This is a genomic window from Bdellovibrio bacteriovorus, assembly GCF_001592755.1.
GTDB classification, from domain to species: Bacteria; Bdellovibrionota; Bdellovibrionia; order Bdellovibrionales; family Bdellovibrionaceae; genus Bdellovibrio; species Bdellovibrio bacteriovorus_E.
In genome coordinates, this window is sequence record NZ_LUKF01000019.1 from 71,158 (window position 1) to 87,292 (window position 16,135).

Annotated in this window: 19 protein-coding genes; 11 read left to right on the plus strand and 8 right to left on the minus strand. The window is 45.3% G+C overall.

Annotated features, from left to right (window positions below; all coding sequences use genetic code 11):
* Positions 1–92: 92 nt before the first annotated feature.
* The 7 genes from AZI85_RS14985 to AZI85_RS15015 all read right to left on the minus strand — a co-directional run bounded on the left by AZI85_RS14985 (position 93) and on the right by AZI85_RS15015 (position 6,464).
* Entirely contained in the window at positions 93–1,109 is a 1,017-nt protein-coding gene (locus AZI85_RS14985; RefSeq protein ID WP_063244831.1) for an L-threonylcarbamoyladenylate synthase, read from the minus strand.
* 3 nt (positions 1,110–1,112) lie between these two features.
* A complete protein-coding gene (locus tag AZI85_RS14990) occupies positions 1,113–3,659 on the minus strand; it encodes an ABC transporter permease (RefSeq protein ID WP_063244832.1) in 2,547 nt (848 codons plus the stop codon).
* Positions 3,659–4,324: an ABC transporter ATP-binding protein gene (locus AZI85_RS14995; RefSeq protein WP_063244833.1), complete on the minus strand. Its 666-nt coding sequence runs from the start codon at positions 4,322–4,324 to the stop codon at positions 3,659–3,661. The genes AZI85_RS14990 and AZI85_RS14995 overlap by 1 nt, the downstream gene beginning before the upstream one ends.
* Positions 4,321–4,944, minus strand: a complete 624-nt coding sequence (locus AZI85_RS15000) for an arylesterase (RefSeq protein WP_063244834.1) — start codon at positions 4,942–4,944, stop codon at positions 4,321–4,323. Before AZI85_RS15000 ends, AZI85_RS14995 begins: the two co-directional genes overlap by 4 nt.
* Positions 4,945–5,009: 65 nt before the next feature.
* A complete protein-coding gene (locus AZI85_RS15005) occupies positions 5,010–5,360 on the minus strand; it encodes an RNA recognition motif domain-containing protein (protein WP_063244835.1) in 351 nt (116 codons plus the stop codon).
* 126 nt (positions 5,361–5,486) lie between these two features.
* Positions 5,487–5,972 (minus strand): YajQ family cyclic di-GMP-binding protein, encoded by a 486-nt coding sequence (locus AZI85_RS15010; RefSeq protein WP_041871405.1) that lies wholly within the window; start codon positions 5,970–5,972, stop codon positions 5,487–5,489.
* An 18-nt stretch (positions 5,973–5,990) separates the two neighbouring features.
* The gene (locus AZI85_RS15015; RefSeq protein ID WP_063244836.1) at positions 5,991–6,464 is read right to left on the minus strand and encodes an FKBP-type peptidyl-prolyl cis-trans isomerase; all 474 of its coding nucleotides are present in this window, start codon (positions 6,462–6,464) and stop codon (positions 5,991–5,993) included.
* Positions 6,465–6,623: 159 nt separating this feature from the next.
* Here AZI85_RS15015 and AZI85_RS17560 point away from each other — a divergent pair, with 159 nt between their 5' ends.
* The 8 genes from AZI85_RS17560 to AZI85_RS15050 all read left to right on the plus strand — a co-directional run bounded on the left by AZI85_RS17560 (position 6,624) and on the right by AZI85_RS15050 (position 14,112).
* Positions 6,624–7,157 carry an HNH endonuclease gene (locus AZI85_RS17560; protein WP_081111037.1) on the plus strand — a complete coding sequence of 178 codons (534 nt, stop codon included), beginning with the start codon at positions 6,624–6,626 and terminating at the stop codon, positions 7,155–7,157.
* A gap of 59 nt (positions 7,158–7,216) precedes the next feature.
* Positions 7,217–7,609: a GNAT family N-acetyltransferase gene (locus tag AZI85_RS15020; RefSeq protein WP_253721023.1), complete on the plus strand. Its 393-nt coding sequence runs from the start codon at positions 7,217–7,219 to the stop codon at positions 7,607–7,609.
* A gap of 21 nt (positions 7,610–7,630) precedes the next feature.
* On the plus strand, positions 7,631–9,268 hold the full coding sequence (locus AZI85_RS15025) for a hypothetical protein (RefSeq protein ID WP_063244837.1): 1,638 nt from the start codon (positions 7,631–7,633) through the stop codon (positions 9,266–9,268).
* On the plus strand, positions 9,268–10,596 hold the full coding sequence (locus AZI85_RS15030) for an AmpG family muropeptide MFS transporter (RefSeq protein ID WP_063244838.1): 1,329 nt from the start codon (positions 9,268–9,270) through the stop codon (positions 10,594–10,596). Before AZI85_RS15025 ends, AZI85_RS15030 begins: the two co-directional genes overlap by 1 nt.
* Before the next feature lie 106 nt (positions 10,597–10,702).
* Positions 10,703–11,971 (plus strand): NAD(P)/FAD-dependent oxidoreductase, encoded by a 1,269-nt coding sequence (locus AZI85_RS15035; protein WP_063244839.1) that lies wholly within the window; start codon positions 10,703–10,705, stop codon positions 11,969–11,971.
* A gap of 51 nt (positions 11,972–12,022) precedes the next feature.
* Positions 12,023–13,132 (plus strand): 3-oxoacyl-[acyl-carrier-protein] synthase III C-terminal domain-containing protein, encoded by a 1,110-nt coding sequence (locus tag AZI85_RS15040; protein ID WP_063244840.1) that lies wholly within the window; start codon positions 12,023–12,025, stop codon positions 13,130–13,132.
* Positions 13,129–13,626 (plus strand): hypothetical protein, encoded by a 498-nt coding sequence (locus AZI85_RS15045; RefSeq protein WP_063244841.1) that lies wholly within the window; start codon positions 13,129–13,131, stop codon positions 13,624–13,626. Before AZI85_RS15040 ends, AZI85_RS15045 begins: the two co-directional genes overlap by 4 nt.
* Positions 13,627–13,677: 51 nt before the next feature.
* Positions 13,678–14,112 (plus strand): GFA family protein, encoded by a 435-nt coding sequence (locus AZI85_RS15050; protein ID WP_063244842.1) that lies wholly within the window; start codon positions 13,678–13,680, stop codon positions 14,110–14,112.
* On the opposite strand, the gene AZI85_RS15055 is transcribed toward AZI85_RS15050, so the two are convergent.
* Complete coding sequence (locus AZI85_RS15055) at positions 14,109–14,699, minus strand: ATP/GTP-binding protein (protein ID WP_081111038.1); 591 nt, start codon at positions 14,697–14,699, stop codon at positions 14,109–14,111. The two genes, AZI85_RS15050 and AZI85_RS15055, sit on opposite strands and share 4 nt — an antisense overlap.
* A gap of 179 nt (positions 14,700–14,878) precedes the next feature.
* Here AZI85_RS15055 and AZI85_RS15060 point away from each other — a divergent pair, with 179 nt between their 5' ends.
* From AZI85_RS15060 to AZI85_RS15070, 3 genes are read left to right on the plus strand one after another with little or no spacing between them, the layout of a single operon-like run.
* Entirely contained in the window at positions 14,879–15,106 is a 228-nt protein-coding gene (locus tag AZI85_RS15060; protein WP_063244844.1) for a DUF2945 domain-containing protein, read from the plus strand.
* A gap of 17 nt (positions 15,107–15,123) precedes the next feature.
* Entirely contained in the window at positions 15,124–15,645 is a 522-nt protein-coding gene (locus tag AZI85_RS15065) for a DUF488 domain-containing protein (RefSeq protein WP_216635871.1), read from the plus strand.
* Between the two features lie 59 nt (positions 15,646–15,704).
* Positions 15,705–16,118: a DUF1801 domain-containing protein gene (locus tag AZI85_RS15070; protein ID WP_063244846.1), complete on the plus strand. Its 414-nt coding sequence runs from the start codon at positions 15,705–15,707 to the stop codon at positions 16,116–16,118.
* Positions 16,119–16,135: the final 17 nt, after the last annotated feature.

The window sequence follows — 16,135 nt, forward strand, 5'->3', positions numbered from 1 at the left end:
TCCCCTTTTAATCAACTTCAGTGTAGCGATCTTTAAAATTCAAAATTGTCAGAAGTCTTTTAGGATTCTGTTGTTGGACACTGACAAAGCTCCTACAAGATCAGTGAAGCAGCCTTGTTCAGACGGTCGAAGAGGGATTCCCATCTTTCACCCGCTTGATGAGCTTCACGGTAAAACAGAATACAGTCTGGACCTTGGGCGGCCACCTCACGCAGTTTTCCGTAAAACTCCCGCGTCGCTAGCAGCGGATCGTCGGACAAACGTAAAACCGCATGCGTAGCAATTCCACCTTTGGGTTTTATGATCTTAATGCTTTCGATCTCATCGGGAAGCTGGTTGATTTTCTGGTTCACTTCCTGAAGGACATCCTCGGCCTTGCGCTGAGGATCCAGACAGACAATCAATGGCACAGGAGGCATGTAATGATGCTTCATATGTCCCGGGGATTCTCGCTTATCAACTTGTTCTATAAACTCAAAAGTAAAACCCTTATCGCTTAAGACCTTCGCGATATCGGATTTCAGGATATGCCCTCTTCTTAAGATGGATAACTCTACTTTTTCAGGACGATGACGGACTAAGAGAACCGTAGACTCGATACCAATTTGGCAATCGCCTCCATCAACCACAAAGACATTTTCATTTTTAAATTCAACGCGCACGTGGCTTGCTGAAGTCGGAGACGTACGACCAAACTTATTCGCACTAGGTGCGGCTAGTGGAACACCCACCTGCTGAAGAAGTTCTAAGGCCAAAGGATGATTCGGCATACGCAATCCGACAGAGTCTAATCCCGAAGTGATCATCAGATTTACGGAAGGATCCCGCGGTAAAATCATCGTTAAAGGTCCCGGCCAGAAAACTTCGGCCAATGCCTGACTTGCGGGGCCCCAATAGGCTGTCACTTTTTTAGCTTGTTCGATAGAAGCAACGTGCACAATCAAAGGATCAAAAAAAGGACGCTCTTTCGTAGTAAAAATCTTTTCGATCGCCGAAGGAATGTCGATACGAGCCGCTAAACCGTAAACAGTCTCGGTGGGAAGTCCAATAACTCCCCCCTCATCCAAGATTGATTTTGCTTTTGCCAATGCCTGGTTCGGCGTCATCATTGATTATTTTTCCTCGCGCAAGATTCCTAGTGCACTCTCTTTTACAATATCTAGGCTTGCAAGGAAAGAAATCAATAAGCTTAAAGCAGTGATAATCAAAACTGATATCAGCGGCTGCGCCCAAGAAAGTTTAAAGTCGCCTTCAAAAATGAAGGTGTTTAAAGAAAAACTCACGACAATGCTTAAAAGAGCTCCCGTTAAAGCCGAAAGGAAGGATAAGAAGGCAAATTCTACAAGAATGAAGCTTGCGACTTCTCCGCCAGAGGCCCCCAAGATTTTAAGCATATTGAGTTCCCAGCGACGAAGTTTGATTTGGCTGCGCACGATGGAGAAAAGAACAATATACCCGGTTATTAGGGCTAAAGCGGCCATCAGTTCCAGCGACCAACTCATTTTTTCGGCCGTTTTTAGAACATCATCCACCGCGCGAACCACATCGATGACCGAGACATTTGAAAACGTCGCCGCGATTTCGTTTTGCAGTTGCGCGCGCTTTTCTTCCGGTAAAAACGGAATCGCTGCAATCCATGTTTTTGGAGCCTCGTTCAGAACGCCGTTTTGAACCAAGATAAAGAAATTCGGTTGGAAGCTCGTCCATTTTACTTTGCGCAGATTGATGATCTGCCCTTCGACTTCCACCCCTTGAACGTCAAAGACCAAAGTGTCGCCCACATGAAAACCCATGCGGTCGGCAAAACGCACTTCGACCGATAGTTCAGCCTTGGTTTGGGTATCGGGATTGAAGTTTCCAGAAAAAGGTCGACCTTCGACGATATATTCCGAAGTTGAAAGATCATGGCGATAAGAAAGATTGACGCCACGATTGCGGAAGCGAGCTTCGCGTTCTTCTTCGCGAGTTTTAAAACCTTGTTCTTCAATTTTTCTTTCGTAATCCTGGCCGTTCACTTTCAAGATGCGTGCGCGCACCAACGGCGAAAGTCCTAAAGCCTGAACTTGGTCTTTATCCAAAACTTGCTGAACGCCTGGAAGTTGTTCATCTTGAATATCAAACATGAAAAGAGAAGGAACTTTTCCGCGTCCTTCAAATTGAAACTCCGCCTGAAGCGAGTTTTTCAGTTGCGGCAGAATATTAATTAATAAAGCCCCAAGCCCTAATGCGACGAAGATCGCAAGACTTGCACCGGCTCTGCGCGAAAGGCTTAAAAAACTGAATCTTAAAAACCAACGGCGGAAGTGTTTTAGCATTCCCGCAAGCTTCACCGTTCCGTAGCCGATGATCAGCAAAAGTAAGATGACCGCGATCATCGCTCCCACGAAAGCACTGCCGGTTTTCCAAGAATGAGCCTGATAAACGCTTAAGAAGTAAAAAAGAATCAAACTAGGCAAGAACGTCCAATATCTTCTTGTGCCTTCTCCAACCGCGAATTTTTCTTCACTGAAAAGTTTATTCGCACGCAGGTCAAAGATTTTCACCAAGAATGGCAAGCTGACGATGAAACTTCCAAAGACCGCCATGAAAAGACAGACCAGCATCGCTTCGGCATTCACGTGGGGTTGCAAATCAAACGGAGTGAAGCTTGCTAACAATCCACTAAGGACCGGTAAAATCAAATGACTTAAGATCAGAGTCGGAACTGTCGCGATCAACCCCAACAAAGACGCTTGCAGGATATAGACACTGACTGCCTGCCAGCTTTGCAAACCCAGGGTTCTTAAGATCGCAATTTCTTTCATCCGCGTCGAAAGGAACAGGCGATAAATATAAGCCGCTCCTAAAGCCGACATGAAAAGAGCTACGATGGAAACAAGACCAAGATAGTCTGACAAATAACCAAGCTGTCTTCCCGAGTCTTCACCCGCAGAAGAAGGTGTGTCGACATTCACTGCCGGGTCAGACAAAGCTTGGTACATGCTTTCACGTAAAACCAATTCATCGGTCTGCGCGGGAAGTTTTAGAAGGTACGCTAAAGTAAAGGTACTGCCGAATTGAAGAAGGCCTGATTTAGGTAAAAGTTCACGGTTGATAAAGATACGTGGCGCCAGATTTGCCGCTCGGAAAGTTTGCGTGGCATCTTTCTTTACCAAATCCGTGATCTTTAACTTCAGATTCCCCAGAGTGATTTCATCGCCAACATCCAGACCTAATTGAGATTTCAATTCAGGGTAAATCCAAGTCGTCTCGGACTGCATGATGGATTTTTCAGACGTGTTTTTGATGACGTTTCCAGATTCTAATTCTAACTCTCCATAAAATGGATAAGCTGAATCAATAGCCTTCACCAAAACCAGACGAGACCCTTTTGCGGAACTGATCATCGCAAAGAATTCATAGACCTTGGATTCTTCTGTGCCGCTCGGGTACACAGCGCGCATCTTCTGCACTTCTTCGTCCGTCAACTCGCGACGTGCAGACACGGCTAAATCCGCAGACAGGATGGATTTTGCATTGGCGGTGATCTCTTTTTCTAAAGCTGTATTGAAAGCTTGAAGAGAAACAAAACCCGTAAGACCTAAACTTAAATTAAAAATAAAAAACAAACCAAAGCGCCAGCTGCGCAGAAGTTCGCGGACTGCCAGTCTGAATAACATTAGACTTCCCTCAAGCGGCCCTCTTCAAGACGAAGAGTCCTTTCGCATTTTTTCGCCAAAGCTTCACTGTGGGTCACCAGAATCGTGGTGATCTTGTGTTTGCGAATGATATCAAAGAAGACATCCATCACTTTATCACCGGTGTGTGTGTCTAAGTTTCCACTTGGTTCATCGGCCAGAAGTATTTTTGGTTTTACCACAAGGGCTCTTGCAATGGCGACTCTTTGGCATTCTCCACCGCTCAACTGACTGGGGAAGTGATTTAAACGATGACCCAAACCTAATTCTTCCAAAGCCTCTTTGGCTCTTTCGCGAGGCTTATCCATCTTTAATATCTCAAGAGCCAACATCACATTTTCTAAAGCTGTTAAATGCGCAATCAAATGATACTGCTGAAAAACGATCGCAATATTTTGCGCACGAAACAGAGTGATTTCTTGTTCACTCAGAGGTGTCAGGTTCACCTTATCGACCAGAATCTCGCCACCGTCGGCTCGTTCTAGCCCCGCAAGAATAGAAAGCAATGTCGACTTGCCACTTCCTGATTGTCCGACGATAGAAACAACTTGGCCGGGCTCAATAGAAACATCCAAACCCTTAAGAACCTGGATTTCTGTTTCGCCTTGGCGAAAACTTTTTCGGACATCGTTAAGAACTAAACTCACAGCTCCCCCTTCAGAACTTGGAAGATATTTTCGGCAATAATCTTGTGACCTTCTTCGTTGGGATGAATGCCGTCAGCTAAATTGTATTTTGGATTTCCCGCGACTTTGTCTAAGACAAACGGAATGAATGTGACTTTATACTTCTTCGCCAGGGATTCGTACATTTTTTTAAACTTGTCAGTGTAGGCAACGCCGTAGTTAGGCGGCATGTAAAGGCCACCTAAAATCACACGAACTTTTTGAGAGTTTGCATACTCAATGGCATCTGAAAGATTCTTTTGGCTATCTTCGATTTTTAAACCGCGAAGACCATCGTTCGCGCCTAAAACTAACAAGACGGCTTCGGGTTTAGATTTGAAAAGCCATTTCATACGAGAAACGCCGGAAGCCGTTGTTGAACCACTGACTCCAGAGTTTACAACGGTCCATTCTTTCTTCCCGGCTTCGTGCAATTTTTTTTCAAGAAGAGCAGGATAAGCGGCATCCTTTGCGACACCATAACCCTCGGTGAGTGAGTCACCCAATACGATTAATTTTTTCTGCGCGTAAGAAAAAGAGCCTGTAAAAAGAAGAAGAGAGAAAACTAAAATACTTCGACGTGAAAATAAAAAAGGTCTCATAGAAGAACTATGAGACCTTTTGTTAGACACTATGACAAGTCTGACTAAGTCAAACTTCGGGCGTCTTAGTTACGAGGACCGCGAGGGCCACCGAAACCACGACCACCACCACCGCCGCCACCGCGACCGCCACCGAAGCCACCACGACGAGGACCACCCTCGCGAGGAGCTTGAGGACGAGCCTCAGAAACGTTGATAGCACGGCCTGAAAGTTCAATGCCGTTTGCTTTTTCGATAGCAGTGTCAGCTGCGTTATCATCAGCCATTTCAACGAAGCCGAAACCTTTTGAACGGCCTGTTTCTCTGTCCATGATTACTTTTGCTGAATCAACCGCACCGAATTGTGCGAAGTGCTGATGAAGAGCTTCATCGTCTACTGAATAAGGCAAATTGCCTACGTATAATTTCTTAGCCACAAAGACCTCCTGTGGATTTCATAAAAACCCGAGGAAGCCTTCGAACCACATAAAATCGAGAACACTCACACGGGAACCTAAACTTAATTTAGGCTAGCACAGCCCAAATTCTGTGCAAGCCCAATTTTATGCTCTCATATTATTATATTGTAAGGGAACGGGGAAGTTCCCGCCACGTACAAGTTTGATGCACTCTTGAAGTTCATCAATGCTTTTAGATGTGATCTTAAGTTTATCGTCCGCGATTTGTGGTTGGACTTTCAGTTTGGAGTCTTTAATCAATTTTATGATGTCTTTAGCAACTTCGCGGTCAATCCCTTGTACCAAAGTGACCTTCTGGCGCAACATGCGTCCGCCGGCTTCTTCCATCTTCTCAAACTTAATGGCCTTAATATCTATGCCGCGTCGATGAAGTTTCGTCTGCAGGATGCTTCCCATGGCCTCAACTTTATAATCGTCTTCCGCCAGCAAAGTGATTTCTTTTTTATCCCACTGGATCTCAGCTTTACTTCCTTTAAAGTCGTAACGCCCTTCCACCTCTTTACGAGCCTGGTTGATAGCATTATCAACTTCTTGAACATCAACTTCCGAAACAATATCAAACGACGGCATTATTTCCTCATCAACCGATTAGTGACCAGCGTTTCCATGGAGGCCGTGTGGATGCCCATGCAAAACTTCTTCAGTCGTTGCTTCACGGATCAAAACCATTTCAATCGCAAATTCCAAATCTTGTCCCGCTAGAGGATGATTTCCATCAAGCGTAACAGAGTCGTCTGTGATTTTTGAAACACGCACGATGTGAGCGCCGTGACCCAATTCCAAACGAAGGTGTGCGCCGACTTCCAATTGCGGAAGGTGTGCAAGTTCTTGCTTAGGCACATCCATGAACATGTTATCTTTCACTTCACCGTAAGCGTCTTTTGCCGCCAACTTTACAGTTTTTTTATCGCCTTCTTTAAGGTCTTTAATTTCTTCTTCCAACTTAGGAATGATTTGACCAGAGCCTTCTAGGAACGGAAGTGGTTGTCCCTTTTCAGAAGCATCTAAAACGTTGCCATCAGGTCCTTTTAAAACGTAATTGAATGCCAAAACTCTTCTCATTTTGATGCCTCCTTGTGGCTTTAAGTTCGCGGTATCTCATTGATACTGGCCTTTTTCAACCTATAACACCCAGTTCTTTTGATTATTTAAGAGAGGGGCTTGAAATCTGCTGTCCGACTTCGATATAATTTAAGATAGGATCGCCTGAGGGGGGAACGCATGATGCACATGTCCTCACTGAGGTCTTTATTGCTCAACTCCAGTTACGAACCTATGAGGGTTGTAAGTTGGCAAAAGGCCTTGGTATTGTGGTTTCAGGGTAAAGTCGAGATTCTCGAATATCACTCTGAGTTTGCTCGGTCTGTTCAACGGAGGTTTCAACTTCCAAGTGTCTTGCGGCTGAAAAGTTACGTAAGACCTCGAACCGCCGGTGCCGTGCGGTTCTGCCGTGAAAATGTTTATATCCGCGATAATTATACCTGTCAGTACTGCGCTACCAAACTTCCCGCCAAACAGCTCACTTTAGATCACGTTGTTCCCGCTTCTCAAAATGGCCCAAAAAACTGGACGAATGTCGTTTCGGCTTGTCGAGAGTGCAATCAAAGAAAAGCCAATCGCACACCACGCACAGCAAATATGCCTTTACTCACAGAGCCGCAAGCACCAAACTGGTTGCCAACATTGCAGCTAGAAATCAGCGAGGATCATGTCCCACCTGATTGGGCGCCCTACCTAAGGCTGAGTACAGGATAGAAGTGAACTACGAAATCAGACAAATAACCACCCAAGAACTTTTGCCGTTAAGGCAAAAAGTGTTAAAGCCTTTTTTGCGTGTTGAAGAATGTGAAGTCGACGGCGATTATCTTGAATCCACTTTTCATTTTGGTCTGTATGCGAACGGGAAACTCGCTTCCATTGCGACATTCGTGCAAGAAGCTCATCCGAATTTTCCAGCAAAACTTTCTTATCGCTTACGTGGAATGGCGACCGATGCAAACCATCAAGGCCAGGGCTTAGGAGGAAAACTTCTAACTCTCGGAGAAATTTTTTTGCGAGGGCTTGGTTGCGATTTTCTTTGGTTCAACGCTCGCATTAAAGCGTTTCCGTTTTATGAAAGACTGGGCTTTGAATACTATGGACCTCTGTTTGATATCAAGGACATCGGACCCCATAAAGTCATGTACAAGAGTTTGATTCCTCGTTAACCTCTTCAGAGGAGGAATCGAGTGAATACGGACGTTCACAATCAGCTAACCTCAGCACTCACCACGATCATCAGCGAGACCAACGGCATCTCGCTTTCTGACACTATTGATCTTTTAATAACCTCTGATTTGCAGAATCAACATCCAGAAGCTTTCAAACAAGTTGCTGAATTTAGAGAGTTGTTAAATCGATTTCAAATCAATCAAGTGACAATCAGTGCTTTGTTAAAACATCCCGTGTCGGCGGCCTTGGCAGAGTTCTTTAAAAACTTTCCATTGAAATACAATGAAGAACACATCCACCTGACTGGTGCGATCACCGCGGAATACATTTTCCCCCGTTTGATGAAACTTTTGGAAGGCCCGAACAAAGACATCTACGAAAAAAAGATCAAAGAGGTCTACGGTGATAACGCCTTTCCGATTCGCTCTGTTCAAGATGTGGAAAAGCTGATCAGCCTTCAAGAGAACGAAGGCTTTTCTCGCTATCTAAAAATCTTGTATCTTCCAAAATTGATTTTTACTTCGCGCGAAGCCCACAAAGATGCCGCTTTCCATATGGCCGAAGAACTTTACAACAAACACAACGTCGGACGCATTCGTTTGAAGTTTTCTTTGTCTCGTGCAAGTTCTAGCTCTTCAGAACAAATCCCTGGCATTGACGACGTGACGTCTGAAGACGTGGTGCTTGGTTTGTACGACGGGTTTAAGAAATTCCAAGAAATTCGTCCCGATTTTGATTTCATTCTGTCTCCGTCATTTAGAAAAGAAGCCAATCAGTTTGATGCCGATAAATACAAAACGCGCCAAGATCACTTTATGGATCAAGTGAATGATTTAGTGGCGATGTTGGATAAATATCCTTTCTTGGTTCGCTATCTTAAAGATGTCGACACGGTTGGTGATGAAAGAGAACTTTACCGCAAAGAGCATTTCAATGAAATGCAAGCCGGCTTTAGAAAACTTCAGTACCGAGGTTTCAAAATCCGTTCGCATCATGGCGAGACTTGGCACACTCTAAAAAAAGGCATTCAAGCCGTTGATAACGCCATGAACATCTGGCACATCGACACCTTGGAGCATGGTATTAGTTTGGGTATTAATCCCAACAAGTACTTCCACCACATCTATCAAGACATCAAAGCGAAGAATAAAAAAGGACTGCCGATTTCGGATAAGGATCCTCTGTATCGCGAGCTTGTCGAATTGGATTGGGGATTTCACCGTTCCGTTCTAGAAAAACTTTTAAAAGGAACAGCGCTGACGGCCGAAGAGGACATTCTTTTCGTCAAAGCAAAGTTTCACACGGCTCGCGAAGTAGAACATTATCAGCACGATGTTTTAAACCGTATGATTCAAAAAGGTGTGACTTTGGTATCGCTGCCTTCTTCAAATAATAAACTGACCGGAAAATTTGAAGATTATAAGGATCATCCTTTTTCATGGTGGGAGAAAAAAGGCGTTCAATTGGGTGTCGGCACCGACAACTACGTGACGCTGAATACGAATTTCATCTCCGAAATGTTGATTCTTCTTTACACCGACGCCGTAAACTTAAAAATTACTAAATTACTTATGGTGACGACGGGCGAAACCCGCCGTCCTTACATCAGTCACCTTCTTTGGAAGATGAGAAAAAAACTAAGAAAGAACAGCTAGTGACCGCAACAAAGAAAAAATCGACGAAGCCTTCTTGGACTCAAACCCTTCGCGCCGTAACTCGCCCCAAAGTAGCTATCATGCTGGCTTTGGGTTTTTCTTCAGGCCTTCCTTTTATGCTTGTCGGAAACACTTTGGGTTTCTGGTTGCGCGAATCTGGAATCACCTTAGCAACTATTGGTTTTCTGTCTTGGGTGGGTCTTGCTTACTCTTTAAAGTTTTTGTGGGCTCCTCTTATCGATAAAGCCAATGCCCCCATCATTGGAAAACTTTTGGGACGCCGTCGTGGATGGATGGTTCTGTCGCAAATCTTAATTGGCGGCGCGCTCTTTGGGATGTCCATCGTGAAGCCTGAAGGCGGATTGATGCTCTTTACAGGGCTTGCGGCTTTAGCTGCATTTGCGTCGGCCACTCAAGATATTGTCGTGGATGCTTGGAGGATTGAAGTCTCTGACGCCAGCGAAGATATGGCATTGCTGTCATCAGCTTATCAGTTAGGCTATCGCGCTTCTTTGCTATTAACTGACGCTATTATTTTGATCGTCGCCGCTTCGGTGGGTTGGGCCGTTTCTTATTCGATCATGGGTGCGTTGATGGCCGTGGGTCTTGTAGCAACACTGCTTGCGGTTGAACCGGGAAGAAATCTCACGCAACAACAAACTGGAACTATATGGACGGCGCGTGGAATTTTCGACGCCGTTTGTGGCCCTTTCATTGCGTTTTTTAAACAGCATGGAAATAAGGCCCTTTTAATTCTTGCGGCAGTCAGTCTGTATCGTCTTTCTGATTTCATGATGGGTCCTATGGCAAATCCTTTCTATGCTGATATCGGCATTACGAAAGAAACCGTGGGCGCCGTTCGTGGTTCCGTGGGCTTGATTGCTTCTGTTGTTGGCGTAGCTGCTGGCGGGCTTGCCGCTGTTCGATTCGGATTTGTATCCACATTGCTGGTCGGAGCTGTCATCGGCCCGGCTTCTAATTTAGGTTTCGCACTTTTAGCGTTAATGGGTTCTAGAAACGATGTCTTTACAGCAGCGATGGTAATAGACAATTTTGCTTCTGGTTTTGCGGGCACAGCCTTGGTGGGATATATGTCAAGTCTCACAACATTTGGTTACACCGCGACTCAGTACGCTCTTTTGAGTTCTTTCTATGCGTTGCTGGGAAAAGTCTTAAAAGGCTTTTCGGGAGTTATGGTGCAGACTTTTTCAGAGGGAAAAACCCTTATGGAGGGCTATGCACTTTTCTTTGTCAGCACAGCTCTTGTGGGAATTCCCGCACTGCTGCTTTGCATTTTGTTGGTTCGAAGCAACAGGGTCGCTAAATAACAACAAATCTTTCTTTCAGTATTCTGTCATCGCCGCAAACTCAGGAAGATAATGATTCCTTCCGTTGCGGCGAGTGTTAGAATGGCCTCGTGCAAACGAGGTTTCTATGTCAGCCAAAAAAGTCGTCATTGTCGGTGGTGGATTTGCGGGCTTAAAAGCGGCTCGCGCGTTAGGCAACAAAGATGCAGTGTCTGTGACACTTATTGATCGTCGCAACTATCATCTTTTTCAACCTCTTCTTTATCAGGTCGCCACGGCCGGATTATCTCCTGCGGAAATTTCGGGCCCCATCCGTGGACTTCTGTCAAAGTATCAAAACGTTTCTGTTTTCTTAGACAATGTCAAAAGCGTGGACCTGCAAAATCGAAAGCTCGAAGTGAGTGATCGCACCGTCGACTATGACTATCTGATTTTAGCTTGCGGAGCCAAGCACAGTTACTTCGCTCATCCCGAGTGGGAAGAAAATGCTCCGGGATTGAAAACACTAGAGCAAGCGACGGAAATTCGTCGTCGTCTTTTGATGGCCTTTGAACTTGCAGAAAAAGAAGAAGATCCCGAAAAACAAAAGCAACATCTGACTTTTGTGATTGTAGGTGGCGGCCCGACAGGTGTTGAGCTTGCCGGCGCTATTGCAGAAATCAGTCGTCATACATTGACCGAAGATTTCAGGCACATTGATCCTTCACGTACACGCGTGCTATTGATCGAAGCTGGCAAAAGAATTCTTGCGGCCTTCGATGAATCACTTTCTCGTCAGGCCGCCCGAGACTTAGAAGATCTGGGCGTGCAAATCTGGACGAACACACGTGTAACAGATGTAAAGCCTACATCTGTTGTTTTGGGAGATGAAATCGTAAAAGCTTCGACTATTCTTTGGGCTGCAGGCGTTCAACCTTCAAGCTTAAATAAGTCTTTAGGTGTTCCATTAGATCGCGGCGGTCGCGTGATTATCGAAAAAGATTTAAGTCTGAAAGATCATCGCGAAGTTTTCGTACTGGGTGATCAGGCTTGCTATATGGGAGACGATGGAAAGGCTTTACCCGGTTTAGCGTCTGTAGCTATGCAACAGGGCGAACATGCCGCTCGTGAGATTTTACAAGAGATCAACGGAAAGCCACGGAGCGAATTTAAATATCGAGATAAAGGCCAAATGGCCACAATCGGTCGAAGAAAAGCCATTGCACAAATCAATCGTCTGAAGTTCAGCGGATTTTTTGCCTGGCTTCTTTGGTTATTCATTCACGTCTACTATTTAATTGGATTTAAGAATAAAGTTTTCGTCATCTGGCAGTGGGCTTATGCGTACTTTACATTCAAGCGCGGTGCTCGATTGATTGTTGATAAAGAGTGGCGATCACAACCCAAGAGCCCGTGATTCATAACACTGGATCTACCGAAGCTTCAGGTGTTCCTGAAGCATTTCGGTATGTACTTACAAAACTTTCACTCCATACAACCACCCTATCCGAAAAACCAAGGCGACGGTCTTAAGTGGCTGGCTGCCATTTACAAAGCGGCACAAAAAGATCAAGCCTACTCAGAAGAAGAATACGCAAAACTTCTTTCACGAGTGGCTTGCTCTGAAACGCAGATTGCGACGCGAAGATTCTTTCTTCCGGATTCGCAGCACACTGAATGGGATAAGAACCAGATTTATCCGGTGACGCAATCTCCGCGCGGAGTAAGCATGCATCACCGTCACGAGTTCTATCACAAAACAGTGGTCGATCTTTTTAATAAGCTTTACGATGCTCGTGGATTTCCCGATGACATTATTCACGTCAGCTGCACCGGATATGTTTCACCCAGTGCCGCACAAATGGTGGCGGTGCGTGCACCGAAACCCGTGACGGTGACTCATTCCTATCATATGGGCTGTTATGGCGCTTTCCCCGCCTTGCGCATGGCTTCGGGTTTCTTGGCGAATCAAGAAGTGTTAGGAAAAAAGAAAGCCGTAGATCTGGTTCACACAGAACTTTGCAGCCTGCATTTAAATCCTCAAGATCCGACGCTAGAACAAATGGTGATTCAAAGTCTTTTTGCAGATGGCGTGATCGCTTACTCCATGACATCGGAAAAGCCACAAAAGGGATTTAAGGTTCACTCTTTATACGAAGAACTTGTTCCTGAAACTTCAGGTGCCATGGAGTGGATGGTTTCAGACTGGGGAATGAAAATGACCTTGTCGAAAGACGTCCCAATGATGGTGGGACAAAAGATCTGTGACTTCACACATCGCTGGCTGAATGCCCGTGGACTAGATCCGGCAGAAATTTCCAAGAAGGCTCTTTTTGCTGTTCACCCAGGTGGGCCGAAAATTATTGATCAAGTCGTAAAGCAGATGGATCTTAAAGATCAGCAAGTGCAAGCCAGTCGGGCCCTTCTAAAAGAGCGTGGCAATATGTCGTCGGCGACTTTGCCCCACCTTTGGGAAAAGATTCTGAATGACGACAGCATTCCATCCGGCACTCCGATAATCAGTTATGCCTTCGGCCCAGGACTAACAATCTGTGCAGGACTTATGGAGAAAGTATGAGCGCGTTTTTGATCGTTTCGGCCGTGCAGGGAGCCGCTATTTTATTTGATGAATTTTTCTTTCACCATAAACGTGGACTTCCAAAATGGGAAGTTATCGGTCACCCCATTGACACGATGACGGTCATTGCATGCCTACTTTTCCTGGCCTTTACGGAAAGAACGCCAACGACGGAAATTATTTATTACGTGATGGCGACGATTTCATGCATCTGTGTCACCAAAGACGAATGGGTGCATAGAAAGTTCTGCTCAGCAGAAGAGATGTGGCTGCACGCCGTTTTATTCATGATGCATCCGTTGTCCTTATTCGTAGCGATGTACGAATGGGAAGACAGTCGAGCCGCTTTTGTTGCGGTGGCCGGAGGCGTCTTTGTGTTCTTGGTATATCAGGTGATCTATTGGGGATTTCTTGCCGAACGCCTTCGCAAAGCCCGTATTCAAAATTCTTTTCGCAAAGTGCAGCAAGAAAATGAAGGGCCTGCACCTTCTTAACTGTGGATTTTACCGAAATCACATGGGAGGCTTTAAGTACCGGAGGGTTCTATGCTTAAAGCCTATCATGGAAGCTGTCATTGCAAGAGAGTTCAATTTGACGTGAACTTAGATGTCTCTCGCGGGATTCATAAATGCAATTGTACCTACTGTGTGAAAACGAAATATCAGAAAGTCTTCACGAAAGCCGACCAACTCACATTAAAAACCGGTGAAGACTCTTTAACGAATTATCACGCCTCCCCGTCAGGCTGGCCTGAAGGTCACATTCATCACTACTTCTGTAAAAACTGTGGCGTGCAAGTCTATTCCAAAGGTTATTTAGAAATGCCTGAACATGATATTTTCAATGGTTGGTTTTATGCCGTGAACCTTGCGACTATTGATAATGTGACACCGGAAGAAATCATATCCGCGCCGGTGATTTACGAAGACGGCATTAACGACAATCAATTAAATCCGCCGAAAGAAACGCGACATCTTTAGGCTTTATTTAAAAGTGAACTTACAAGGCCCACGACAAGGGATGTTTTTTCTTTTAGTGTCGCCTGGGCTTTAATTTCTTTAAACCCCGAATGAGGTCCCCAGGTTTCTCGCAACTGATCTTCGCTTTGTTTGCTTTGTTGATAATCATGAAAGCGCAGTTGATTCACTCCACCGAAGGCTTCCGGTGAAGGCAGTTCCATAAAAAGCACGTGATCAAATTTTGCAAACTCATTTTCTCTGGACAGGCCAAATTGCTGCAGAAAATCTTCGGCTCCTAAAGGCCAAAAGCCCGCGCCATCTAAAGACCCTCGGTCAAAAATATATACTTTCGCCAGCGGATGCTGCCGTGGAATGATTTGCTCTAGACCTGCTTGCACTTGCAGAATCGCTTTTTGGAAAGCCCGGATCTGCTCAACATCACCGTGTTGCGGGGCCGGAAAACCTCCCGACAGAAGAACGACCGCACTTTCAGGGACTAACGCGACTTGATCTCCAAAGACGCGTTGAAGCTCACGCATCGTGCTGCTTTTTCCTGAAGAGGGAGCTCCCGTTAGCACAATTTTCAGCGGCTTTTGATTCATGGTCATAACTTCTCCTGATTCTATGCTGAGGCATTCATGAGCTGTCCGCAACCATCTTTGTATTTATTCAATGAGATCTAACAAAAGGTGCCCGTCCATCGTCAGATCAACGCCTTCATTTATCTCTGAAAAATCTGAATCTTTGCGCAAACGTCTTATAATAAATGCTGAATCGGGAGGTTGAAATGCCTAATAAATTCAAAGTGGGAGATCATGTCTCTTGGAATTCAGAAGCCGGTCGCGTGCGCGGTAAAATCATCGCCGTCCACTCTAAGGATTTTACCTATAAAGGATACAAACATCATGCTTCTAAAGAAGATCCTCAGTACGAAATCAAAAGCGAAAAAACCGATCATATCGCGTCTCACAAGGGCTCTGCTTTGCGCAAGGTGAAAAGTTCGGGAAAGCATTAAGCCTGCCGTTTTTTACGGTGGGCCACTCTACAAGAAGCATCGAAGAGTTTGTCGAACTTTTAAAAGTCGCCGAAGTCCAGGTTGTCGTCGACGTGCGAACAGTGCCAAGATCGCGCACCAATCCACAATATAACAAAGATATTTTACCCAAGAATTTAAAGCCCTTTAATATCGACTATCGCCACATCGCGGAGCTAGGAGGTTTGCGTAGCAAACGTAAAACAATTCCCTTAACTGAAAATGGATTCTGGCAAAATCAAAGTTTTCATAACTATGCGGACTATGCCCTCTCCGACGAGTTCGTTCATGGATTAGCGAAATTAATTCAGCTCGGCAGAAAAAAACGTTGCGCCATTATGTGCTCTGAAGCCGTGTGGTGGCGCTGCCATCGACGGATCATTGCAGATTATCTTCTCGCCCATGGAGAAACCGTGTTTCACCTCATGGGACGTGATCGCGTGGAACCCGCCAAGCTCACCGAAGGAGCTAAAGTTAAATCATCAGAGAAAGTATTCTATCCTGCACCTCAGCCGCTCTAAGCTTGCGGCCCGAACTTCTTAAGCTTAGTATATTCCCGTCAATCCCCAGCGGAGGCCCTATGGCTGTAAAGAAAAAAGTCTTAAAAGCAAAATCACCATCACAAATGATCGACGCCCGAATTAAAGAACTGAGCGACTGGCGAGGCCAAACACTCGGTCAGGTTCGCGAGATCGTGAAAGAGGCCATACCCAATGTCACTGAAGAATGGAAGTGGCGTGGAGTCCCTGTTTGGTATTCTGACGGTATGATTTGTACAGGTGAAACGTATAAAGCTGTCGTAAAGATGACTTTTGCCAACGGCGCCAAGCTGAAAGACCCCACAGGACTTTTCAACTCAAGTCTTGAAGGCAATGTCCGTCGCGCTATTGATTTCCGCGAGGGTGAAAAAATCAATAAACGCGCGCTCAAGGCCTTAATTAAGGAAGCGGCGGCATTGAACAAATCCAAACTAAAAAAGAAAACAAAGTCATGATGAATTATCAAGACTCA

Excerpts from the sequence above, each read along its gene's own strand:
- AZI85_RS15015 (WP_063244836.1), bottom strand. The coding sequence starts at position 6,464 with ATGAGAAGAGTTTTGGCATTCAATTACGTTTTAAAAGGACCTGATGGC.
- AZI85_RS14990 (WP_063244832.1), bottom strand. The coding sequence starts at position 3,659 with ATGTTATTCAGACTGGCAGTCCGCGAACTTCTGCGCAGCTGGCGCTTT.
- AZI85_RS15070 (WP_063244846.1), top strand. The coding sequence starts at position 15,705 with ATGGCTGTAAAGAAAAAAGTCTTAAAAGCAAAATCACCATCACAAATG.
- AZI85_RS15035 (WP_063244839.1), top strand. The coding sequence starts at position 10,703 with ATGTCAGCCAAAAAAGTCGTCATTGTCGGTGGTGGATTTGCGGGCTTA.
- AZI85_RS15050 (WP_063244842.1), top strand. The coding sequence starts at position 13,678 with ATGCTTAAAGCCTATCATGGAAGCTGTCATTGCAAGAGAGTTCAATTT.
- AZI85_RS17560 (WP_081111037.1), top strand. The coding sequence starts at position 6,624 with ATGATGCACATGTCCTCACTGAGGTCTTTATTGCTCAACTCCAGTTAC.
- AZI85_RS15060 (WP_063244844.1), top strand. The coding sequence starts at position 14,879 with ATGCCTAATAAATTCAAAGTGGGAGATCATGTCTCTTGGAATTCAGAA.
- AZI85_RS15045 (WP_063244841.1), top strand. The coding sequence starts at position 13,129 with ATGAGCGCGTTTTTGATCGTTTCGGCCGTGCAGGGAGCCGCTATTTTA.
- AZI85_RS15055 (WP_081111038.1), bottom strand. The coding sequence starts at position 14,699 with ATGACCATGAATCAAAAGCCGCTGAAAATTGTGCTAACGGGAGCTCCC.
- AZI85_RS14985 (WP_063244831.1), bottom strand. The coding sequence starts at position 1,109 with ATGATGACGCCGAACCAGGCATTGGCAAAAGCAAAATCAATCTTGGAT.
- AZI85_RS15040 (WP_063244840.1), top strand. The coding sequence starts at position 12,023 with ATGTACTTACAAAACTTTCACTCCATACAACCACCCTATCCGAAAAAC.
- AZI85_RS15000 (WP_063244834.1), bottom strand. The coding sequence starts at position 4,944 with ATGAGACCTTTTTTATTTTCACGTCGAAGTATTTTAGTTTTCTCTCTT.
- AZI85_RS15010 (WP_041871405.1), bottom strand. The coding sequence starts at position 5,972 with ATGCCGTCGTTTGATATTGTTTCGGAAGTTGATGTTCAAGAAGTTGAT.